The following is a 21,643-nucleotide window of genomic DNA, read 5'->3' as shown; positions in this document are numbered from 1 at the left end:
CCACCGGGCCGTCACATCGGGCGGTTGTCGTGCTCGCGTCGCACGGGCGTCGCCTGGATGAGGACTGCGGCAGGAATGGATCCCCAGGGGCAAACTCCGCGTATGCGGCGAAAACCATGATCATCAACTTCGGGTGCGCCGTCCGGGGAATCGCCGGGATCGCGCGCGGGAATCACTCGCGGGACACGAACCACCCTGCCCCGACACACCATTTACCCCCGGCCACGTCCTCCGGGACGGGCGGCGTACGCTGCCGCACCATGAGCAACAAACCGTTGAACCCCGCAGCGAAGACGGCCGTGGTCACGGGCGCGGGCTCCGGAATCGGCCGCGCGGTGGCACTCGCGCTGACCGGCGCGGGCTGGTCGGTGGCGCTCGCGGGCCGCCGCCCCGAGCCGCTCGCCGAGACCGCGGCCCTGGCCGGACCGGACGCCCGGGTGATCACCGTCCCCGCCGACGTGTCGCGCCCGGGCGACGTGGACGCCCTGTTCTCCTCCGTACGGGAGTGCTTCGGCCGCCTCGGTCTGCTCTTCAACAACGCGGGCACCTTCGGGCCGCGCGCGGTGCCGGTCGAGGCCCTCTCGTACGACGACTGGCGCACGGTGGTCGACGTGAACCTGACGGGAGCGTTCCTGTGCGCGCAGGCGGCGTACCGGCAGATGAAGGAGCAGGACCCGCAGGGCGGACGGATCATCAACAACGGCTCGGTCTCCGCACACGCGCCGCGCCCGCACTCGGTCGCGTACACCGCGACCAAACACGCCATGACCGGCCTCACGAAGTCGCTGTCGCTGGACGGCCGCCCGTACCGGATCGCCTGCGGGCAGATCGACATCGGCAACGCCGCGACCGAGATGACGGAGCGGATGCAGACCGGAATCCTCCAGGCCCACGGCGAACTGGCCGTGGAACCGGTGATGGCGGCCGGCGACGTGGCCCGGACGGTGGTCCACATGGCGGAGCTGCCGCTGGAGGCCAACGTCCAGTTCGCGACGGTGATGGCGACGGCGATGCCGTACGTGGGCCGGGGCTGACGGCGCCCTCCCGGCGGGGGCGCGGACGGGTCCGCGGAGGGAATGCCCCGGCCCCCGGCGCGGTTGTCCCGCACATGACTGATCCTGGCGAGCACGCGATCCTGCGCTACACAGCCTTCTCCACGGACCCCGAGGGCGGAAATCCTGCCGGGGTGGTCCTGGACGCCTCCGGTCTGGACGAGGCCGGCATGCTCGCCGTCGCGGCGGAGCTCGGCTACAGCGAGTCGGCGTTCCTGACCGGCCGGACCGAGGCGTCGGAGCCCGGTGCGCGCGGTTACGCGATCCGCTATTTCAGCCCCAAGGCCGAGGTCTCGTTCTGCGGTCACGCGACCGTGGCGACGGCCCTGGCCCTCGCCGAGCGGGACGGCCCCGGGGACCTGGAGTTCGCCACCGCGGCGGGCCCGGTGCCGGTCAGCGTCGTCCGGGAGGGGACCGAGCTGCGGGCGACCCTTACCAGCGTGGAGCCGCACGTCACCGACGCCGCGCCGGAAGACGTCACGGAGGCGCTGGCCGCCCTGGACTGGCCGGCCGCCGATCTCGACCCGGCCCTGCCGCCCCGGATCGCCTACGCGGGCGCCCGCCATCTGGTGCTGGCCGCCGCGAGCCGTGAGCGGCTGGCCGCGCTCTCCTACGACTTCGCGCGGCTCGAAGCACTGATGCACCGGCTGGACCTGACCACGGTCCAGCTGGTGTGGCGCGCGTCGGAGACCGTCTTCCACGTACGCGACCCGTTCCCGGTCGGCGGCGTGGTCGAGGACCCGGCGACCGGCGCGGCGGCGGCCGCCTTCGGCGCGTACCTGCGCACCCTGTCCCTGGTCCCGGAGACCGCCGGACTGACCCTGCACCAAGGGGAGGACATGGGCCGCCCCGGCACGCTGACCGTCACCCTGCGGGCAGGCGACGCGCGGGTACGGGTGAGCGGGACCGGCACCCGCATCCCGGACCCGGCGAAGGCGTGAGGGCCGGCCTCAGCGTCTGAGGAACTCCCGGTACCAGGGGGCGTGCCTCGCGAAGGACGTCCGGAAGTCCGGCCCCGGGGCCCAGCCGAAGTCCTGCCGGACCCGCTCGTCGGCGAACCAGTGGTCCACGGTGAGCATCCCGAAGTGGTGTGTGGCGTACGGGACACCGGCCAGCCGGGCGCGCGCCTCGTCCAGGGCGATCTCCGTACCCGCCCAGGGCAGTCCGAGCTCGCCGAGCACCGTGGACAGCAGGTCCGAGCAGGTCACCGGCTCGGGGTGATTGACGTGGTAGACACCGGACGGCGGCTTCGGGGCGAGCGCCGCGCCGAGCAGCGCCCGGCCCAGGGCCGCCACGTCGATCATCGAATGGCGGGCGTCGCAGCCGGCCGGGGCCGCCTCCAGGTAGCGCAGCAGGGCGACCAGCCCGGGAATCGCCCACCGGTCCCCCGCCCCGTACACGATGTGCGGGCGCAGGACGGCTCCCCCGGCCGCCAGGACGTGCTGTTCGGCGGCGACCCGGGTGAGGCTCGTGGCGGAGGCGGGAGCGGGTTCGGCCGCACCCGGGAGCAGCGCGGTGAAGGGGCCGCGCCCGTAGACGGACGCGGTGCTCAACTGGACGATCCGGCCGACTCCGCTGCGTACGGCCTCGTCGACCAGCGCACGGGTTCCGTGGTCGTTGACGGTCCGGGCGGTCTGTTCGTCGGAGCCGACCCGGGAGGCGCAGTGGATCACGGCGTCGACGCCCTCGCAGCTGCCGCGCAGCGATCCGGGGTCGGAGAGATCCCCGTACACCGTCTCGAAGCCGGGACCGGCCGCGGCGTCGAGCTCGGTCCTGTGGGTCATCAGGCGCAGCCGGACCCCGGGCGTCGCGCGGGCGGCGGCGGTCACCCGGCTTCCGATGAAGCCGGTCGCACCGGTGATGAGGATGCGGGGAGTCATGAGAGTTCGCTCCGGACGTCGCCGGGCCCGGCCGGGTGGGGGGCCGGCGGGCGGAGGGCACAGGTGAAGGCCGGTTCGCCGTCCTGGACGGCCCGGACGAACACCCCGGCGGGCGAGACGGCGTCGGCCGGGAGGGGTGTGACCTCGATCCGGCAGGGCCGGTCGAGCTCCACGTACTGAAGGAAGTCGGCCTCGAGAGCCGTCGGCAGGAAGGCCGATCCGGTGGCGGCGTGCGCGGCCTGCCGGGCCGCCTCCAGGAGCAGAATGCCCGGCACGTGGTCGTTGGGTCGGCCGAAGAGCGTGGGGTGCCGGGTGTCGACGCGCAGCAGCCAGGTGCCCGGTTTCGTGCCGGGCGAGAGGACGACGTCCTGTTCGGAGGTCCTGCCGACCGTGCGCGGTGCGACGGCCGGCAGGAGGGGTATCGGGGTGTCGAGCACGACGCCGCGGTGGCCGCGCAGCCGCTGGTACGCCGCTGCCGAGGTGCAGCTGATCCGCCCGCCGCCGGAGGCGAGCACGGTGCCGCGGCGGTGCAGGAGCAGTTCGAGGTGCATGGAGCCGAGGCTCCGGCCGCGACGGCGGATCCGGGAGCAGGACACGTCGACCGTGATGTCCCACGGGTCGTCGCCCAGTTCGAGCCGTGCGGACGCGGAGGTGTATCTCAGCTCCCACATCACGAAGGCATCGCCGACCGGCACACCGAACTGCGCGTGGGCGACGAGCATCGTCGTCTGCCGCATGGTCTCGGCTATGAGCAGGGGGTCCTGGTGGCGGCCGCCGACGGGGGTGAAGAAGCGGTGGGAGCGCGGCCAGTGCGCCGACACCGAGAACTGGGTGTCGGTGAGCGGGGTGAGTCCGGTGGGAAAGACGTCCTGGGGGTCGGTCCGGTGGACCAGCTGTCTCAGCCGGTCGGGTGACTCCCCTCTGCGGCCGGGCTCCTCCCCACCGGTGGAGGCCGCCTCCACCGGAACCCCGGCGGATGCCTCGGCACGGCCGGCACCTGCGAAGTGCCCGGCGTGCTCGACGCTCTCCACCGACATCGAAGCGCTGCGTGAGGTGAGCTGAACCATGAAGTTCCCCCAGGAGGATCCGAGTCAAAGGGCCGAGCCGCCCCGCAGTAAGATACTGACAGCCCGGTTTTCCTTTCCAGCCAACCCCCTGTGGCCCGACCCACGCCACTATTAGAGAGAAGCTGATGGCACAGCAGGCGCGCGCGATCCAGACCCGGCGGTCGATCCTGGTGGCGGCCGCCGACGTGTTCGACGAGCGCGGCTACAGCAGCGCCACCATCAGCGAGATCCTGGCGCGTGCGGGGGCGACCAAGGGCGCGCTGTACTTCCACTTCGCCTCCAAGGAGGACCTCGCCCTCGGGGTGATGGACATACAGCTGCACAGCGATCCGCTGCCGCCCCAGCTGACGAAACTCCAGGAGCTGGTGGACCAGGGCATGCTCCTCGCCTACCGTCTGCGCCATGAGCCACTGGTCCGTGCCAGCGTCGGTCTGGCCATGGACCAGGCCGTGGAGGGTCTCGACCGCGGCATGCCGTTCCGTGGCTGGATAGACCGGCTCGAACACCTCCTGGTGGCGGCCAAGGGGCAGGGCGAGCTGCTGCCGCACGTCGATCCGGGCGAAGCGGCCGAGATGCTGGCGGGATCCTTTTCGGGCATCCAGGTGATGTCCCAGGTCCTGTCCAACCGCGAGGACCTGGGCCGGCGGATCTCGGTCCTGCTGCACTACGTCCTGCCGAGCATCTCGACACCGGCCGTCCTGGCCACGCTGGACATGGCCGAAGATCGTGGTGAGCGTCTGCTCCACAGCCTCGAAAGCGTACCCAGCCAGGCCGGCGCCCCCAACTGACCGGCTGCTCAAGCCTCTTGCCAACCGGAACCAGACCGAACGGTCCGCATCGGCCCGCCGGAATCCCTGTGCGGCACGGGGCCCTTCGCCCGGCCGGCCGGCCCTCCCCTCCGTAAGCTCGGTGACTCACGCCAGTCACCGACAGGAGTCGCCGATGTCCGTCCGCCGCGTCGTCCCGAACATTCCGATCGGCACGGGTGACGGAGGCGGGGACGCCCCCGAAGCCATGCGGGCCAATGCCGCGTTCTACGGGCATCTGGGCTTCGAGGAGGTCATGAACCACGGATGGATCATGACGCTCGCCTCCCCCTCCCACCCCACGGCCCAGATCAGCATCATGACCGCCGACCGGACCGGCCCCGTCACCCCGGATCTGAGCGTGGAGGTGGCGGACGTGGACGCGGTGCACGCGGCGGTGGTGCGCGGTGGCGCGGAGATCGTCTACGGCCCGGCCGACGAGGAGTGGGGCGTGCGCCGCTTCTTCGTACGCGATCCGAACGGGCGCGTCATCAACGTCCTGAGCCATCGCTGATCCGGGACGGGGCGTCCGCGATGTCCTGAGCGGTCGCCGCTCGGGGCGGGTGTGTCCACTCCGTCCTGAGCCATGGATGACCTCCTTCACGAACCGGCCACCGGCCACCCCCGCGGCGAGCACCGCGGCCGGATGTCCGCGGTGCGGTCCGATGAGGAAAAGCATGTCGAGTCGACAGTCCGCGGACCCCGCCGCGTGCGCGCCCTCCCGCTCTCCGCCGATTGACCGGCGTCGGCGCGCCGTTCATTTTCGGCCAAATCTCATAACAAGCTCTGAGCCAGAGATCCGACTCCCCGGAGTTCCGCACCCTCGTGGCGCCATAAACACACAACTGACAAGTAGTACGTCTGCACCTCAATCGCCGCCCCGAGAGGCAGCGATCACCCCCCGCATTTCGCCGCGTAAACACCCTCTGACGCACATCTCCTTATGGCCGCACACCACCCTTTAGGTGCACTGCGGCGACATGTCCAACTTCGGCATCCGTGCAGGTGAGGGGCACAATAACTCCACACATCCCAGGCGCCTTCACATAGGCTGCGCCTGCCTCTGCGACGCCCGGAGCGACACAGACGCAAAAGACCGAAAACGGCCGTCCGGGCCGCGATCGTTCCACGCGAAGAAGAGAACGTCTGGGGTGATGTGTGTGCATGGCATACGTAGATGGGGGCCGACGGCGGCGGCACTGGCGCTGCTGGCCGGGGCCTTTCAGGGAATCCAAGCGTCCCCCGCGGCAGCGGATGTTGGCTGCTTTCGAGCCACATGTTCGGGAAAAGACCCCATCGAGATGGGGTGTGACGAGGACGCCGAGATTCTTCAGCAGGTGACGGAGGCGGACGAGTCGGTCTCGGTGCGGCTTCTGTGGTCGCCGATGTGTCAGGGGGTGTGGGCGAAAGTCTCGCGCGATCTCGACACCTCGCCCGACTCCGTGTACCTGACGCTGTGGACGACACGTGATCCCGACGGCGGCATCCAGGCCGGCGACACCGCGGGCCGCCTCGGCGACGGTGTGGCAGGCGCCTACACCAAGATGCAGAACTGGAAGAAGACGACGGCGAAGGCGTGCTGGAACGACGTCAACGCCACGTTCGACCCCCTGCCGACGAGCTACGTCATCCAGGACCCCGGTAAGAGCAACGACTGGCCGGTCGATGCGAGCCTCCCGGCCATTCACGGCAGCTGCACGGAGTGGATGTGAGGAGCATCATGCGAAAGAGACGCCTCATGCGCCATGTGTCCATGAACCCGCTGGTCATCATGAGCGTGCTGGCGGCATCCGCCGCACTGGTCCCGATGGCCTCCGCGGACACCGCACCGGCCCCTGCCGCCACGGAGAACACATCCCGCCTGTTCTCCGCCCCCAGCAAGGACCTGGGGGCGGACTACACCTCTTCGGCGGACGAGATCGTGCAGGCCACCGGCGACGCCGAGGGTCTGCACATCCTCGCGGCGCGGGAGAGCGACGGGTTCTCCTTCTACGAGATCGCGCGCCTCAAGCGTAAGGAACTGTCCGACGTCGGCCCGTGGACGGGCTACGTCTGCACCACGGGTTCAGGGAACTACGCGGCGGCGGTCTACGCACCGTCGGTCTGGTCCAACAAGGCCGGTGCCTACGCGAGCGGCGCCTTCGCCGCGGTGATCCGTCTCTCCGACGGCAAGGTCACCGAGGTTCCCGACCGGGTGCAGCTGGCCTACTTCGCGCCGGGCTGTGGCGCGGGCGACGAGGTGGCGTTCACCTCCAGTTCGGCCACGGACACGTCGGTCGGCTCGACGACGGTGATCTCGGTCGACGCGGCCACCGGATCGGTGTCCTCCCGCCGCACCGTCGACGGCTACCTGACGCACGTCACGCCCACGCAGAAGGGCACCGTCGGCGTTCTCGCCGGCAACCTCGTCGACCTGAAGGACAACGGGAAGACGAAGCTGTCCGCCCGCAAGCTCTCCAAGGTGCCCGGCCCGATGTTCGCGCTGGCCGCCTCGGAGAACGGCGCCGTGGACGTCGGCACCGTCGAGGGCGGGAGCAGCGTCATCTCCCGCTTCGACGGCACGGCCTTCACCGAGCTGGGCCGGGCTCCGAAGGGCAAGGTGAAGCTCCTCCCCGTGGCCGGCGGCGACGCGGTCGTCGGTGACGTGAAGGGGATCGACACCGGCAAGGCCCCGGGCCTCGCCAAGCACGCGGTGGACGGCCGTGTGGCCGGGATCTCGCGTCTCGGTCACCTGGCGACCCACTCGGTGTTCTCCGAGCAGATGAAGGGCATCACCGAGGGCATCGGCTCGGCCCGGGCCGAGGGCGCCGGAACGCTGACCGTCAAGGCGACCGCGCTGAAGACGGGTGTGAAGGCCACCAAGCTCGTGGACGCCGACCGCAAGCGGCCGACGTCGGACGCGTCGCTGCCGATGGGCCCGACCGCGTTCGTCATGTCCGATGACGACGATCCCTCCAACTGCGGTGAGGGCGGGCCGGAGACCCAGTGCCTGTCCGGGACAGGTGCGGCCGTCCACGGCAAGATCGAGAGGATGGAGACCCCCTGCATCGTCAAGCGCAACGACCCCAAGCGTCAGGCTCTCCAGGCCAGCGCCAACCAGGTCGAGTGGGCCGTCGATCAGGCTGTTCACGGCCAGCTGACCAGCTCGCGTCCGGCGGACTGGCACGACACCGGCCTCGGCGCCTACACCCCGCAGGGTCTGTTCCCCAAGCCGCAGCTGACCGGCGGAGGCGAGATTCCCGCGCAGGTCATGCTGGGCATCCTCGCCCAGGAGTCCAACTTCAAGCAGGCGTCCTGGCACTCCATGAACGGTGACTCGGGCAACGTCACCAGGTCCGGCTGGCTCGGGAACCTGAACGGCATCCACGGCTATCCCGACGCGACTCTGGCCGACTGCGGCTACGGCATCGCCCAGGTCACGACCGGAATGGACGGGGCGTACCCCGATCCGCTGGACACCCTGCACGCGGGCGCCGTCACCACGGACTACGCGGCGAACATCGCCGCGGGTCTGCGCATCCTGGGCGAGAAGTGGAACCAGCTCAAGGACCTGGGCATGAATGCCAACAGCGGCAGTCCGGCCTACATCGAGAACTGGTACATGGCGCTGTGGGGCTACAACTCCGGCGTCTACACCGTCGGCGCCAACGCCGGCCTGGGCTTCTTCAACAACCCGATCAACCCGAGCTACCCGGCGGACCGTGAGGCGTTCCTGCGTTACGACTACGGCGACGCCTCCCGCCCCGGCGAGTGGAACTACTCGGAGAAGATCCTCGGCTGGGCGGAGAACCCGCAGCGGACCTGGGACAACCAGGAGTCCTACGTCAGGCCCGACATGCCGTTGAGCGTCCTCAAGACTCCCCCGTACGGCCTGTTCTGCGACGCGTCCAATGTGTGCGACCCGGCCGCGTCGGACCCGTGCCCGAGCTGGAACAATCTGTGCTACTGGGGCAAGAGCGTGGAATGGATCGGCTCGCAGAGCACCAGCAACTCCAGCACCGAGAATCTCCGCTACTCGCTCGGCTCGTCGGAACCCGAGCTCCAGAGCAAGTACGACCACGGGCCGTGCATCGACCATCCGAGCGCCTATACCAATGCCATCATCGTCGATGACCTCGCAGAGCACGAGGACACCTACGGCTGCGGCGACTTCGAGGGGGCCTGGGACGGAAAGTTCACCCTTCAGGTCGGTGACAACTTCACCATGCAAAGAGAAGACAGCACCTACCGCGCAACCCCCTACATCGGCAACATCGACCTTCACCAGCTCGGCGCCGGATACGACCACCACGTGTACTTCACGCACAGCTACGGCTACGGGGAGATCTTCCACAAGGTCACCGGCCGGTGGCAGATCAACCCGAAGCTGCTTCCTTCCGGGGACCAGCCCGGCAACCGCTACAAGGTCTTCGTCCACCTGCCCAGCCATGGCGCCGAGGCATCGGTCGGGTACGACTTCATCCCTGGCGAGAACTCGTCCGGCGCCGAGCGCGACCACTGCAGCATCAACCAGGGAACACGCAGTGCGGGCCAGGAAACCTGGTTCGAGATGGGCACCTTCACCTTCTGGAAGGGCGGCCGGATCGAGCTGGACAACATCCAGAAGGGCGCGACCGGGGACGACAACGTGGTGTTCGACGCGATCGCCTTCGCTCCGGCCCTCTACGCCGACCCCGGCGTGTGCAGTCTCAACGACGGCGGCCTGTGATGCGCACCGCCCCCCGTGTCGCCGTCGCGCTGATGGCTGTCGTCATCGGCGCGGCGGGAGCCGCCTCCTGCGGCCGGAGCACCCCCGAAGCGACGGCGTCCGAGCAGCCGAAGGCCGCGGCGCCCAAGGCTGAGTCCAAGGCCGAGCCGTCCGGAACGCCGACCGCGTCGCCTGCCACCGAGTTGCCGAAGCACGCGGTGGCAGGCGACGAGCGGCCCAGCCTCGACGCGGGGGGCACGATGGCCGCCGGATACACCGGGAAGGACTTCCTCGCCCGGCTCGCGAAGGACTGGCGGCTGAAGCTGGACGAGCCCGTCGATCAGGAAATGCCCGACGGGAAGAAGCGCACGTACATCAACGGGCGCGGCGGAAGCGGAATGACGGTCTCGTCCGGATTCGCCGACCGCAAGGACATGTCGTCTCTTGTGTGCCGGACCGGCATGAAACAGTCCGACGCTTTCGGCTTCCTCGCGGCCTGCACCCAGCTGGACGTGGCGGGAATCAACCACGGCAAGGCGTCTTCATGGCTCGGACAGGCCAAGAAGGAAACCGACTCCTTGTACAAGAAGAAGGTCGCCGAGACCGGAATGAAGGAGGAGTACGTCGTCAGCGGGGTGTTCACTTCCGGGCCCGTGGTGATGGTTCTGCACCGGACGTACGAGAAGTACTCGCTGCGCATCCTCGGAAGCGCGGCGGCATAGCAGGCGAACGAGGGAACGCGGGGGCCCTGGCGACGATGGCAGGGCCCTCACCCCGCAAGCAAAGGGCGTTTACCGGAACTGCCCGACGGGCCACCCGCCGTTCAGTACTCAGCAGGCCCTTGAGATACCCCAGGAATTTCTGACAGTGTGTGAAATTCCCGGGCCTGTCCGCAGGTATTCGATCTGGACTCCGGGCGCTTTTGACCCGAAAGAATCCCGAAGGATTGAGGAAAGCATGCGCAATACAAGACGTGTTCTCGCCCGCTTTGTCGCCCCGGCGGCAACCGCCCTCCTTGCCACGCTCGTCGCCGCCCCCATGGCCTCGGCGACGCCCGCGGAGACCGCTGCCGAGATCTGCGACAACATATGCGTCGACGGGGTACGCGCGGCCACCCACGACGGCTACGACCGCGTCGTCTTCGACCTGGGCACGGGCACCCTGCCCCAGGTCGATGTCACCCAGAGCACGAGCCCGGGATACGGAACGCCGAGTGGCCAGACGAAGAACCTGGCCATCACCGGCAGTTCGTACCTGTTCGCCGACTTCTACCCGGCCCGAACCGGAGACTACGCGGACACGAACCCCCTGGTGAAGCCGTTCGCCCTGCCCACTGTCAAGGGCGTCCAGTACCTGTACGAGCAGCACTCCCAGCCCGCCTTCGGCATCACGCTCGACGGCCCGGTCTCCCGCTACAACGTCTTCACACTGACCGCCCCGAACCGCGTGGTCATCGACATCTACCGGTAGGCCCTGCCGCAAACCCGGAAAGGGCCTCCGACACAGGTCGGAGGCCCTTTCGCGGGCAATGCCGCTGGTGGCGGCAGACGAGTCGGGCTGTACGCCGGGTTCTGTCGCCCGGTCGCCTCGCGGCGGCCGGGGAGACGGCCATCCATCTAGGACCGGCATTGCTGCCGGTCTCGTGCGGTCTACCCGCGAACTCGGGCGGGCCGCCCTCGAACGTTCGCGCAGAGCCGTCTTGCGACGGCCCCTCTTGACCTTGCTCCGGGTGGGGTTTACCTAGCCGCCTGAGTCGCCTCAGGCGCTGGTGGTCTCTTACACCACCGTTTCACCCTTACCGGGGACCGAAGTCCCAGGCGGTCTGTTTTCTGTGGCACTGTCCCGCGGGTCACCCCGGGTGGCCGTTAGCCATCACCCTGCCCTGTGGAGCCCGGACGTTCCTCGGGAGGGTCCGAAGATCCTCACGCGGCCGTCCGCCCGGCTCGTCTGCCGTGGCGCCCATGCTACCCGCCCGGCCGGAGGCCACCGGCCAGGGTAAGCGGGCCGCCCGGACGAAGGAGCAGGTCGCCGGCTCGATCCCGAAGGGCTCCGGGAGGCGGACCGGCTTGCCGAAGTCCTCCGGGAGGCACTTGCCGCACGGGACGGTGCGGTGCCGGCGGTGGCCGTCCCCCTGCGGGTCACTGGTCCGCCGTCCGTGGGAGCGGAGTGAGCCCGGGTCACACTCGGCCGGGAACGCAGGCGTCAGAGGCGGACCGAGGCGAAGGCCGCGATCCCCGCCGTCCAGGCCGCCGCGACGTCGGAGTCCGTGGGGAAGCGGCCGTTGAGCTCCATCGCGACCATCCCGTGGGCGAAGGCCCAGGCCGCTCTGGCCAGTCCCTCGTCACCGGCCAGGGCGCGGAAGAGCGGGGACGCGGCACGCTCCTCCAGGTCCTGCGGGAGGGCGTGGCCGGTGGTGAGGCGGTAGAGGTGGGGGTGGGCCAGGGCGTGGGCGCGGTAGGCGGTGGCCAGGGCGGGAAAGGAACCCGGGGCCGCGGCCTCGGCCGCTTCGAGCACCCCGGCGGTCTCCCGGAGCATCGCGTCGGCCAGGGCGTTCACCACGGACGACTTGTCCGGGAAGTGCTTGTAGAGCGAGGGCGCCGTGATGCCCACGCACCCGGCGAGGCGGCGCATCGTGAGGGCGTCCGGGCCCTCCTGCTCCAGCAGGGTGCGCGCGGCGGCGAGAATCTGGCGGGCGCGGTCGGTGGCGGGCCGGGCCGCGAGATCGGTCATGTCGATCCTCCTCATGCTGCAGGGCCCGGGGTGCGGAGCCGAAGGCGCGATCGTACGAGAGGGGGACCGGTGCGGCGAGGACCGGGGGGCTCGTGGCCCGGCGCCTTGACCTTGCCGCAGCGTCAGGGTTTCTACTGGGCCCATGCGCATCGGAGAGATCGCCGCGCTCGTCGGGCTGACCCCCAGGGCCGTACGGCACTACCACCAGATCGGCCTGCTGGCCGAGCCCGCCCGCCGGGCCAACGGCTACCGCTCCTACAGCGTGCGCGACGCCGTGCTCCTGGCCCGGATCCGGCGGCTCACCGAGCTGGGGCTGGGGCTGGACGAGGTCCGGCAGGTCCTCGCCGGTGACGCCGGTCGCCCGCTCGGGGACGTGCTGCGGGAGCTGGACGCCGATCTGGCGCGGCAGGAGCGGGAGATCAGGGAGCGGCGGCTGCGGCTCGCGCAGTTGGGGGAGGAACCGCTGACCGAGGTCGGGCCCGTGTCGCCCGCGCTGGCCGAGTTGCTGGCCGCCGGGCCCGCCACCGACTCCCCCACCGCTGCCAGGGACCGGGAGCATCTGGCGCTGCTGGACATGGCGGGCGGCGGGGGCAGCGAGGTCTACGCCGTGCTGCGGAAGCTGGCGGACGATCCGGCGGTGCTCGCGCTGTACGAGGAGCTGGACGCGCTCGACGCGGCACCCGTGGACGATCCGCGCGTCGCGCCGCTGGCCGCCCGGATGGCCGCGCTCGTGCCGGACGAGGTGCTGGCGGCGGTCCCGGACGGCGGACCGCCGATGACCGGGTTCGGCGAGGCCCTGCTGGCGGACTACCCGCCCGCGCAGGCCGAGGTGGTGCGCCGGGTGATGGTGGCGCTGGCGGAGCGGCTGAGAGGGAGGGCCCGGTGACGCGTGGGGTGCGGGCGGCGCGGTTCGTGGCCGCGGCCGTGCTGCCCGCCGAGTCGGCGGTGGGCGTGTGTCTGGTGGCCGGCGTACCGGTCCCGGGGGTCCTGCTGGCCGGCGCGGAGACGGTGGTCCTGGCGGCGCTCGTCCTGGAGACCGTCGTGCTGGGGCGGCTGTGGCGCGCGGGGCGCCGGCGGGGTGCGGGGAGGCGGGCGGCGACGGTCGCGGCGTTGCGGACCGTCGTGCCGGTGCCGGTGCGCCGCCTCGTCGTGCACGAGCTGCGGGCCGTGCACAGCCTGGGGCTGTGGGTGCTGCGGCGGCGTCACGCCGTGCCGGAGGGGACGCTCGCCGCCCCGTACACCGGGCCGCAGACCGCGATGATGTACGGCTTGGTCTTCGTCTCCGTGGTGGAGACGGTGATGCTGGCGCTGCTGATCCCGTGGCCGGCCGTGCACCGGATCCTGCTCGTACTGGATGTGTACGGGGTGCTGCTGGTGCTCGCCCTGCACGCCGCCTGTGTGACGCGGCCGCACGTCGTGGGCGCCGACGGCTCGCTGAGGATTCGTTACGGGGCACTGTTCGATCTGCGGGTCCCGGCCGCCTCGATCGCCGCCGCACGGGTCGAACGACGTTTTCCCGAGGGCAGGCTGGTGCGGCTGAACCCGGACGGGGTGCTCGATCTCTCGGTCGGCGGCCAGACGACGGTGACAGTGGAGCTGACCGCGGCGACGGGCTTCGTGCGGCCGCTCGGCGGGCGCGGGCAGGCGGTCGCGGTCCGGTTCCACGCCGATGATCCGCGCGCCGCCGTGGCCGCGCTCACGCGGGCGCGAACAGCACCTTCGCCGACCCGGGATCCGCCTGGGTGAGCCGGACCCTCAGCCGCTCGCCCAGGGGGAGTTCGGCGGTGCCCCCCTCGATGCGGGCGACGATCGCCGGGTCCTCGATGTGGACGGTGCCGATGGTCGGTTCCCGTTCCTTCACGTCCACCACGTACGCGTCGAAGACCGCCCCGACCCGGTCCTTGAGCAGCGCCGCCTCGACGAGGTCGACGCACTCGCGCTCCACGGTGTTGGCACGCCGGGTCCCGTCCGCCATCTCCTTGGGCAGGGCGGGCAGTGCGGCCAGGGTCCACTCCGGCGGTTCGCGGTCCGCCGCGGCCGCGACGCAGAGTTCGGCCGCGTACCGGTCGACGAGGCGGCGCAGCGGCGCGGTGCAGTGGGTGTAGAGCTCGGCGACGGCGGCGTGCACGGCGGGGGTGGGCAGTTCACCGTTCTCGAACACGGTGTAGCCGGCGCCGCGCAGCAGCGTGGTGCACTCCTGGAGGAACGCCGCGTGGTCGGTCCGCTTCGGGTCGAGGGAGCGGACGACCTGCGCGTACGGGACGTGGTGCGGCCAGTCGATGTGCAGGGCCTCGGCCGAGCGGCGCAGCCTGGCCACCGCGCCGTCGGGGGCGACGGGGAGCGTACGCAGGATGCCGGTACCGGATTCCTTCATCAGCCGGGCCGCCGCCATGCCGGTGAGCAGCGAGATCTGGGCGTTCCAGCCGTCGGCGGGGAGCGGGGCGCGGTATTCGAGCCCGTAGCTTCCGCCACGCTCGACGATCTCCTGCTCGGGGACGTCCAGGGAGATGCCGCCGCGCGCGATCTCCTGCTCCTCGCGCAGAGTGCCGATGTCCTTGAGCAGGGCGAGGGGCTCCTCCGCCGTGCCCGTGTCGATCTGCCGCTGCACGCCCGCGTAGTCGAGCTTGGCGCGGCTGCGGACGAGGGCACGGCGCACGCGGGTGGCTTCGGCGCGGCCCTCGGCGTCGAGGTCGATCTCCCAGAGCACGGCGGGGCGGGTCTCTCCGGGCAGCAAACTGGCGGCGCCCTCGGAGAGCGATTCGGGGTGGAGCGGGACCTTGCCGTCGGGGAAGTAGAGCGTGTTCACCCTGCGGTGGGCCTCGGTGTCGAGCGCGCCGCCGGGACGGACGAAGGCGGCGACGTCGGCGATGGCGTAGTGCACGCGGTAGCCGTGGGCCCGGCGCTCCAGGTGCATGGCCTGGTCGAGGTCGGTGGAGGCGGGCGGGTCGATGGTGAGGAACGGCAGGTCCGTCGCGTCCTCGTGTCCGGAGAGTTCCGGGTTCCGCACCGCTTCGGCCGCCTCGGCGAGCACAGCGGCCGGGAAGCCGTCGGGGAGCCCGAGTTCGGTCCGCAGCGCGCGCAGGGCCACGCGCAGCGGCGTGTCGGCTGCGCCGGTCATATGGAGATGGCGGCGGGGCATGGACCGAGCGTATGGCGGGGAGGGGCGGGCGGCATCCCGGGTGCGGGACGGCCGGGCGCCGCTTCCCCGTACGCTGGCACGAGGGGTTGCGGGCTGCCGCCGGAAGATCCGCGCGCGGGCCGGAGGACCCCTTTTCCGTACGTACGAAGGAGAACCGCCGTGCTCGTGCTGTTGCCGCCCTCCGAAGGAAAGGCCGCCTCGGGGCGCGGAGCACCTCTGAAGCCCGAGGCGCTCTCGTTGCCCGGTCTGGCCGGGGCGCGGGCCGCCGTGCTGGAGGGGCTGGTGGAGCTGTGCGCGGCGGACGAGGAGAAGGCCCGCGTGGTGCTGGGGCTCAGCGAGGGGCTGCGCGGCGAGGTCGCGAAGAACGTCGAGCTGCGGACGGCGGGTGCGCGTCCGGCCGGGGAGCTCTACACCGGGGTGCTGTACGACGCGCTGGACCTGGCGTCCCTGGACACGGCGGCCCGCCGCCGGGCGGGGAAGTCGCTGCTGGTCTTCTCCGGGCTGTGGGGCGCGGTGCGGGTGGGCGACCGGATTCCGCCGTACCGCTGCTCGATGGGGGTGAAGCTGCCGGGGCTCGGTGCTCTCGGGGCGTTCTGGCGTGCGCCGATGGCGGAGGTCATGCCGGAGGCGGCCGGGGACGGTCCGGTGCTGGACCTGCGGTCGTCCGCGTACACGGCGGCGTGGAAGCCGAAGGGCGCGGTGGCGGAGCGTACGGCGAGCGTGCGGGTGCTGCACTCCCAGGTGGTGAACGGGGTGGAGAAGCGGTCGGTGGTCAGCCACTTCAACAAGGCGACGAAGGGGCGGATGGTCCGCGATCTGCTGCAGGCGGGGGCCCGGCCGAAGGATCCGGCGGAGCTGGTGACGGCCCTGCGGGACCTCGGGTACGTGGTGGAGGCGCAGGCGCCCGCACGGCCCGGGCGGGCGTGGGAGCTCGATGTGGTGGTGACGGAGATCCACTGACACACACCGGGTTCGCGTTGCAGCATGCGCAACACTCGTTGCGCATCATGCGGTGTTCGCGGCAGGATGAGGACATGACCTCCTCCGTACTGGACCTTGCCCCCGTCGTGCCCGTCGTCGTGCTGGAGGACGCCGCCGACGCGGTGCCGCTCGCCCGGGCCCTGGTCGCGGGCGGGCTTCCGGCGATCGAGGTGACGCTGCGGACCGCCGCCGCCCTCGACGCGATCAAAGCGATCGCGGCAGAGGTTCCGGACGCGGTGGTCGGCGCCGGCACGGTGATCTCGGCGCGGAACGTCTCGGACACCGTGGCCGCGGGCGCCCGGTTCCTGGTGAGCCCGGGCTGGACGGACGCGCTGCTGGACGCGATGAAGGCGTCGGGGGTGCCGTTCCTTCCGGGCGTCTCCACGACGTCCGAGGTGGTCGCGCTGCTGGAGCGCGGGGTCACCGAGATGAAGTTCTTCCCGGCCGAGGCGGCGGGCGGCACGGCCTATCTGAAGGCCCTGTCCGCCCCGCTCCCCCAGGCCAGGTTCTGCCCGACCGGCGGTATCTCCCTCGCCTCGGCGCCCTCCTACCTGGCCCTGCCGAACGTCGGCTGCGTGGGCGGCAGTTGGATGGTCCCCGGCGACGCGGTGGCAGCCCGGGACTGGGACCGGGTGGAGCGGCTGGCCGCCGAGGCGGCGGCGCTGCGCGGCTGAGCCCCGCAAACTCGCGCGGTTTCGCGCGCATGCTCCCCGGCAGCCGGGGCACGAGACCTTCAGGGACACGTGACCCGGCTTCCGGGTGACCCGGGTTCCGGCAGGCAATCCCCCGGCCTCCCGGAACCGCCTCGGCCCCATCGGCCTCCCCCCGCCGATGGGGCCGAGTGCTGTCCGGATGGCTCTGTCGCCGGTGGGACGCGTCGGTGACCGGCCCGAAGGCTCTCCCCGCAGGCGGGACGTGTCGGTGAACAGCCGAAGGCTCCACCGCAGGCGGCACTTACCGTTGAACAGCCGAAGGCTCCACCCGCAGGCGGTACCCGTCGGTGAACAGCCGAAGGCTCTACCGCAGGTGGGACGTGTCGTTGAACAGCCGTACGGAGGCGTTGCCGTCCGCGTAGTAGGCCACGGCCGAGACGGACGCCGCCGAGAGCTCCATCCGGAACAGCGACTCCGGCGGGGCGCCCAGGGCCAGTCGGACGAGGGTCTTGATGGGCGTGACGTGCGTGACCACGAGGACCGTGCGGCCGGCATACCGGGTGACGAGGCGGTCGCGGGTCGCCGCGACGCGGCGGGCCACCTCGGCGAAGCTCTCGCCGCCTCCGGTGGGGGCCGCCTTCGCGGAGGCGAGCCAGGCGTCCAGATCGGCTCGGTACCGCTCCCCGACCTCGCCGAACGTCAGGCCCTCCCAGTCACCGAAGTCCGTCTCGCGCAGCCCTTCCTCGATCCGGACCTCCAGGCCCAGCCGGGCCGCGACCGCACCGGCCGTCTCGCGGCAGCGGCGCAGCGGGGAGCTGACGATCTCCTGCACCGTCCCACGGGCCGCGAAGGCCTCGGCGGCGCGCTCGGCCTGCCCGCGGCCGACGGCGGAGAGCTCGGGGTCGGTGCCGCCACTGCCGGAGAACCGCTTCTCGGGGGTGAGGAGGGTCTCGCCGTGGCGCAGCAGCACGAAGGTGGCGGGTGCGCCGAGGTCCGGGGCGGCACTCCAGCCGGCCTGCGGGGTCGCGGCGGACACCTGCGGGGCCTCGGTCGCGGAGGCCTGTGGGGTGGTCTCGGCCGAGGTCTGCCGGGGCTCTGCGGCCGGCCGGCTCAGCGCCGCCCTGGCCCTGGCCGCTCCCGCCGCGGCGTCACCGGGCGGACCGGAGACCGGCGGCAGTGCGGCGGTCACCGAGGACCTCGGGGTGTCGAGGCCCGCCGTCGAGGACGACGGCTCCCACTGCTTGCCGCGCCTGCCCGCGTCCATCGCCTCGTTCGCGAGCCGGTCCGCGTGCTTGTTCTTCTCGCGCGGGATCCACTCGTAGGTGACGGCGGACGCCGGAAGGATCCGGGCGGCCTCGGCCGCGAGCGGCTTCATGTCGGGATGCTTGATCTTCCAGCGGCCCGACATCTGTTCCACGACCAGCTTGGAGTCCATCCGGACGTGCACCCGCGGCCCGTCGCCCGCGGCGTCCGGCACCAGCGCCTTCGCGGCCCGGAGACCGGCGATGAGGCCCTTGTACTCGGCGACGTTGTTCGTCGCGACGCCGATGTACTCGGCCGTCTCGGCCAGGGTCTCCCCCGTCGCGGGGTCGATCACGACCGCGCCGTAACCGGCGGGCCCCGGGTTGCCCCGGGAGCCGCCGTCGGCCTCGACGACGAACTGGCGCGGCTGCATCATTACAGACCCGAGTCCGAGGTGCGGACGAGGATGCGGTGGCAGTTCTCGCAGCGCAGCACCGTGTCGGGGGACGCGGCCTTCACGTCGTTGACCTCGGTGATGTTGAGCTCCAGGCGGCAGCCCTCGCAGCGGCGCTGGTAGAGGCGGGCGGCGCCCACCCCGCCCTGCTGGGCGCGGAGCTTGTCGTACAGCTTCAGCAGGTCCGCGGGAACGGAACCGGCGACGACCTCGCGCTCCTTGGTGACCGTCGCGGTCTCCGTGTCGATCTCCTGGGTCGCGGCGTCCCGGCGGGCGGTGGCGTCGTCGACCTTGGCCTGCACGGCGGCGACCCGGTCGGTCAGCTCGGCGACCCGCTCCTGGGCGGACTCGCGGCGCTCCATGACCTCGAGGACGACGTCCTCCAGATCGCCCTGGCGCTTGGCGAGGGAGACGATCTCGCGCTGGAGGCTCTCCAGGTCCTTGGGCGAGGTGACCGCGCCCGAGTCCAGGCGCTGCTGGTCGCGGGCGGCGCGCTGGCGCACCTGGTCGACGTCGTGCTCCGCCTTGGTCTGCTCGCGGGCGGTGTCGCTCTCCTCGGTCGTCGAGGCGACGAGGAGGTCACGGAGCTGGGCGAGGTCGCCCGTGAGCGACTCGATCTCGGCGTGCTCGGGCAGGGAGTTGCGCCGGTGGGCAAGCTGGGAGAGACGCTGGTCGAGGGCCTGGACGTCGAGGAGTCGGATCTGGTCGGCGGGCGCGGCGTTCAGTTGGGGGCTCCAGAAGAGTGGTGGGTGGTCCAGGGGTCGGTGACCTGCTTCGAGACGTGGACCCGCAGGTCCCATCCGTGGCGGTCGGAAATCGCGTCGAGCTGTGCCGCGGCCTGCTCGCACCACGGCCACTCGGTGGCCCAGTGTGCGGCATCGACCAGGCCGAGCGACGAGTGCTGGACGGCCTCGGAGGCCGGGTGGTGGCGCAGGTCCGCGGTGAGGAAGGCGTCCACGCCCGCGGCGCGCACCTCGTCGAAGAGGCTGTCGCCCGATCCGCCGCTCACGGCGACGGTCCGCACGAGGGCCTCGGGGTCGCCCGCGAGGCGGATGCCCTGCGCGGTGGCGGGCAGCCGGGCGGCGGCCCGGGCGGCGAACGCGCCGAGGGTCTCGGGGTGGTCGAGCGTGCAGATCCGGCCGAGGCCGCGGCGGCCGGCGCGGTCCGTGGGGTCCGGGACAAGGGGCCGCTCGACGCGGAGGTCGAGGGCGCCGGCCAGGGCGTCGGACACGCCGGGGTCCGCGGAGTCGGCGTTGGTGTGGGCGACGTGCAGCGCGATGTCGTGCTTGATGAGGGTGTGCACGACCCGGCCCTTGAAGGTGCCGGCGGCGACCGTCGTCGTACCGCGCAGGTAGAGCGGGTGGTGGGTGACGATCAGCTGGGCGCCGAGCTTCATCGCCTCGTCGGCGATCTCCTGGACCGGGTCGACGGCGAAGAGCACCCGGTGGACCTCGGCGTCCGGATCACCGCAGACGGTGCCGACCGCATCCCATCCTTCGGCCCGCTCGGGCGGCCACAGGGCGTCGAGCTCGGCAATGACTTCAGACAGACGGGGCACAGAGGAAAGGCTACCTGGCCTCCGTGCCCCGCATCCCATGGCCGGTCGGACCCGGGGCATCGGGTGGCCGGCCGGTCATGAATCGTTACGCGGGCGCCGCGCCGGACAGCCGCGCGGCGCCGGCGGGCCCTCGCGGGCCGGCGCGTACTCGTGCACACCCAGCTCGGCACCACCGCGCCCGGGCGGGCCCTCGCGGGCCGGCGCGGGCCGGCGCGTACCCGGCCAGGTCCGGCGAGCGGGCCGCGCCTCCCGACCGGGGCCGGGAGCGCGGACCGCCACTCCCTCACGAGAGCCCGGCGCGCGCAGGCCGTCGTTACTTGACGAGGTCCGCGCGCAGGTCGTCGAGGACCAGGTTCGCGGCCGTGACACCGAGACCGAGGTACCAGGTCTCGTCGGAGACGTTCTTCGCCCGGCCCTCCTTGACGGCCTTCAGGTTCTTCCACAGCGGGTTGGCCTGGGTGGTGTCGCGCTTGGTGGCCTTCACGTCGCCGTACACACCGGTGAAGATCCAGTCGGCGTCCGCCTCGTCGATCTTCTCCGGGCTGATCTCCGCGGCCAGCTCGTCGATCTGCTGGTTCTCGGGCCGCGGCAGGCCGGCGTCGTCGAGGATGGTGCCGATGAAGGAGGCCTTGGCGTAGAGGCGGATCTTGTCCGGCAGGTAGCGGACCATGGAGATGGTCGGCTTCTTCGGACCGATGTCCTCGCCGAGCTTCTTCGCGTTCGCCTCGTAGGCGCCGAGCGCCGACTTCGCCTTGGCGGTCTTGTCCAGCGCCGCGGCGTTGAGGAGGTAGTTCTCCTTCCAGGTGAAGCCCGGGCGGATGGAGAACACGGTCGGCGCGATCTTGGACAGCTCGTCGTACTTGTCCGCGGCGCGCAGCTGGCTGCCGAGGATCAGGTCGGGCTTGAGTGCGGCGATCGCCTCAAGGTTGAGGTTGTTGATCGTGCCGACGTTCTTGGGGTCGCCCGCGGCCTTCTTCAGGTACGACGGGATCGCCGCGTCGCCCTCGGAGGGGGCGTAACCGACCGGCTTCACACCCAGCGACACGACGTTGTCGAACTCGCCAACGTCGAGCACGACGACCCGCTTCGGAGCCGCCTTGAGCTCGGTCTTGCCCATGGCGTGCGTGAGCGTACGGGGGAACGTGCCCGCCGGGGCGTCGGTGCCGTACGCCGCGGTCTTCTTCGCCGCGTCACCGAAGTCCTTGCCGCCCGTCGCGACCGCGGCCTTCTTGTCGGCGCCGCCCTCGGACTTGCCGGAGGCACCGGAGCCGCCGTCGTCACTCCCGCAGGCCGAGAGGGACAGGGCGGCCACTACGGCCAGGCCGACTGCGGCGGTGCCGCGGCGACGAAGGGACATCACTTGCTCCAGTCGAGGATCACACAGGTAGTTCTTA

Annotated in this window: 20 protein-coding genes and 1 other RNA gene; 12 read left to right on the top strand and 9 right to left on the bottom strand. The window is 71.5% G+C overall.

Annotation, left to right across the window (positions count from 1 at the left end):
- Positions 1 to 260: 260 nt before the first annotated feature.
- Together ACGFZA_RS18530 and ACGFZA_RS18525 are read left to right on the top strand one after the other, a co-directional pair.
- A complete protein-coding gene (locus ACGFZA_RS18530; RefSeq protein WP_393680255.1) occupies positions 261 to 1,034 on the top strand; it encodes an SDR family oxidoreductase in 774 nt (257 codons plus the stop codon).
- Between the two features lie 74 nt (positions 1,035 to 1,108).
- Positions 1,109 to 1,993, top strand: coding sequence for a PhzF family phenazine biosynthesis protein (locus tag ACGFZA_RS18525; protein WP_385280565.1), 885 nt, complete (start codon positions 1,109 to 1,111; stop codon positions 1,991 to 1,993).
- 9 nt (positions 1,994 to 2,002) lie between these two features.
- Here the strand turns inward: ACGFZA_RS18525 and ACGFZA_RS18520 are convergent, their stop codons facing one another.
- Positions 2,003 to 2,932: an NAD-dependent epimerase/dehydratase family protein gene (locus ACGFZA_RS18520; RefSeq protein ID WP_385280568.1), complete on the bottom strand. Its 930-nt coding sequence runs from the start codon at positions 2,930 to 2,932 to the stop codon at positions 2,003 to 2,005.
- Positions 2,929 to 3,999: a ScbA/BarX family gamma-butyrolactone biosynthesis protein gene (locus tag ACGFZA_RS18515; RefSeq protein WP_393680252.1), complete on the bottom strand. Its 1,071-nt coding sequence runs from the start codon at positions 3,997 to 3,999 to the stop codon at positions 2,929 to 2,931. Before ACGFZA_RS18515 ends, ACGFZA_RS18520 begins: the two co-directional genes overlap by 4 nt.
- Before the next feature lie 125 nt (positions 4,000 to 4,124).
- Between ACGFZA_RS18515 and ACGFZA_RS18510 the strand changes: the two genes are divergently transcribed.
- The 6 genes from ACGFZA_RS18510 to ACGFZA_RS18485 all read left to right on the top strand — a co-directional run bounded on the left by ACGFZA_RS18510 (position 4,125) and on the right by ACGFZA_RS18485 (position 10,962).
- Positions 4,125 to 4,787 (top strand): ScbR family autoregulator-binding transcription factor, encoded by a 663-nt coding sequence (locus ACGFZA_RS18510; RefSeq protein ID WP_385280577.1) that lies wholly within the window; start codon positions 4,125 to 4,127, stop codon positions 4,785 to 4,787.
- A gap of 154 nt (positions 4,788 to 4,941) precedes the next feature.
- Positions 4,942 to 5,319, top strand: coding sequence for a VOC family protein (locus tag ACGFZA_RS18505; RefSeq protein ID WP_385280580.1), 378 nt, complete (start codon positions 4,942 to 4,944; stop codon positions 5,317 to 5,319).
- A gap of 466 nt (positions 5,320 to 5,785) precedes the next feature.
- Positions 5,786 to 6,517: a DUF2690 domain-containing protein gene (locus ACGFZA_RS18500; protein WP_393680249.1), complete on the top strand. Its 732-nt coding sequence runs from the start codon at positions 5,786 to 5,788 to the stop codon at positions 6,515 to 6,517.
- Between the two features lie 8 nt (positions 6,518 to 6,525).
- On the top strand, positions 6,526 to 9,513 hold the full coding sequence (locus ACGFZA_RS18495; RefSeq protein WP_393680247.1) for a hypothetical protein: 2,988 nt from the start codon (positions 6,526 to 6,528) through the stop codon (positions 9,511 to 9,513).
- Complete coding sequence (locus ACGFZA_RS18490) at positions 9,513 to 10,214, top strand: hypothetical protein (protein WP_385280589.1); 702 nt, start codon at positions 9,513 to 9,515, stop codon at positions 10,212 to 10,214. Before ACGFZA_RS18495 ends, ACGFZA_RS18490 begins: the two co-directional genes overlap by 1 nt.
- 235 nt (positions 10,215 to 10,449) lie before the next feature.
- On the top strand, positions 10,450 to 10,962 hold the full coding sequence (locus tag ACGFZA_RS18485) for a hypothetical protein (protein WP_385280592.1): 513 nt from the start codon (positions 10,450 to 10,452) through the stop codon (positions 10,960 to 10,962).
- Between the two features lie 74 nt (positions 10,963 to 11,036).
- On the opposite strand, the gene rnpB is transcribed toward ACGFZA_RS18485, so the two are convergent.
- An RNA gene (gene rnpB / locus ACGFZA_RS18480) (RNase P RNA component class A) lies at positions 11,037 to 11,438 on the bottom strand.
- Positions 11,439 to 11,694: 256 nt separating this feature from the next.
- Positions 11,695 to 12,222, bottom strand: a complete 528-nt coding sequence (locus tag ACGFZA_RS18475) for a TetR/AcrR family transcriptional regulator (RefSeq protein ID WP_393680244.1) — start codon at positions 12,220 to 12,222, stop codon at positions 11,695 to 11,697.
- Positions 12,223 to 12,364: 142 nt separating this feature from the next.
- Here ACGFZA_RS18475 and ACGFZA_RS18470 point away from each other — a divergent pair, with 142 nt between their 5' ends.
- Positions 12,365 to 13,108, top strand: a complete 744-nt coding sequence (locus ACGFZA_RS18470; RefSeq protein WP_385280597.1) for a MerR family transcriptional regulator — start codon at positions 12,365 to 12,367, stop codon at positions 13,106 to 13,108.
- Entirely contained in the window at positions 13,105 to 13,968 is an 864-nt protein-coding gene (locus ACGFZA_RS18465) for a hypothetical protein (protein ID WP_393680242.1), read from the top strand. Before ACGFZA_RS18470 ends, ACGFZA_RS18465 begins: the two co-directional genes overlap by 4 nt.
- Here the strand turns inward: ACGFZA_RS18465 and ACGFZA_RS18460 are convergent.
- On the bottom strand, positions 13,919 to 15,340 hold the full coding sequence (locus ACGFZA_RS18460) for an RNB domain-containing ribonuclease (RefSeq protein ID WP_393680518.1): 1,422 nt from the start codon (positions 15,338 to 15,340) through the stop codon (positions 13,919 to 13,921). The genes ACGFZA_RS18465 and ACGFZA_RS18460 overlap by 50 nt on opposite strands.
- Positions 15,341 to 15,520: 180 nt before the next feature.
- Here ACGFZA_RS18460 and yaaA point away from each other — a divergent pair, with 180 nt between their 5' ends.
- Positions 15,521 to 16,321: a peroxide stress protein YaaA gene (yaaA, locus tag ACGFZA_RS18455; protein WP_385280603.1), complete on the top strand. Its 801-nt coding sequence runs from the start codon at positions 15,521 to 15,523 to the stop codon at positions 16,319 to 16,321.
- Positions 16,322 to 16,395: 74 nt separating this feature from the next.
- The gene (eda, locus tag ACGFZA_RS18450) at positions 16,396 to 17,016 is read left to right on the top strand and encodes a bifunctional 4-hydroxy-2-oxoglutarate aldolase/2-dehydro-3-deoxy-phosphogluconate aldolase (RefSeq protein WP_385280606.1); all 621 of its coding nucleotides are present in this window, start codon (positions 16,396 to 16,398) and stop codon (positions 17,014 to 17,016) included.
- A gap of 343 nt (positions 17,017 to 17,359) precedes the next feature.
- Here the strand turns inward: eda and ACGFZA_RS18445 are convergent, their stop codons facing one another.
- From ACGFZA_RS18445 to ACGFZA_RS18430, 4 genes are all read right to left on the bottom strand, one after another.
- The gene (locus ACGFZA_RS18445; RefSeq protein WP_393680239.1) at positions 17,360 to 18,673 is read right to left on the bottom strand and encodes a bifunctional RNase H/acid phosphatase; all 1,314 of its coding nucleotides are present in this window, start codon (positions 18,671 to 18,673) and stop codon (positions 17,360 to 17,362) included.
- Complete coding sequence (locus ACGFZA_RS18440; RefSeq protein WP_385280634.1) at positions 18,673 to 19,416, bottom strand: zinc ribbon domain-containing protein; 744 nt, start codon at positions 19,414 to 19,416, stop codon at positions 18,673 to 18,675. Before ACGFZA_RS18440 ends, ACGFZA_RS18445 begins: the two co-directional genes overlap by 1 nt.
- Positions 19,413 to 20,249: a Nif3-like dinuclear metal center hexameric protein gene (locus tag ACGFZA_RS18435; RefSeq protein ID WP_393680237.1), complete on the bottom strand. Its 837-nt coding sequence runs from the start codon at positions 20,247 to 20,249 to the stop codon at positions 19,413 to 19,415. The genes ACGFZA_RS18440 and ACGFZA_RS18435 overlap by 4 nt, the downstream gene beginning before the upstream one ends.
- A gap of 313 nt (positions 20,250 to 20,562) precedes the next feature.
- Entirely contained in the window at positions 20,563 to 21,606 is a 1,044-nt protein-coding gene (locus ACGFZA_RS18430; RefSeq protein WP_393680235.1) for an ABC transporter substrate-binding protein, read from the bottom strand.
- Positions 21,607 to 21,643 lie beyond the last annotated feature (37 nt).

Origin of the sequence: Streptomyces sp. NPDC048211 (assembly GCF_043202315.1) — a bacterium.
GTDB lineage: Bacteria > Actinomycetota > Actinomycetes > Streptomycetales > Streptomycetaceae > Streptomyces.
The sequence above is the reverse complement of the archived record's forward strand: the minus strand, read 5'-3'. Positions and strand labels throughout refer to the sequence as shown.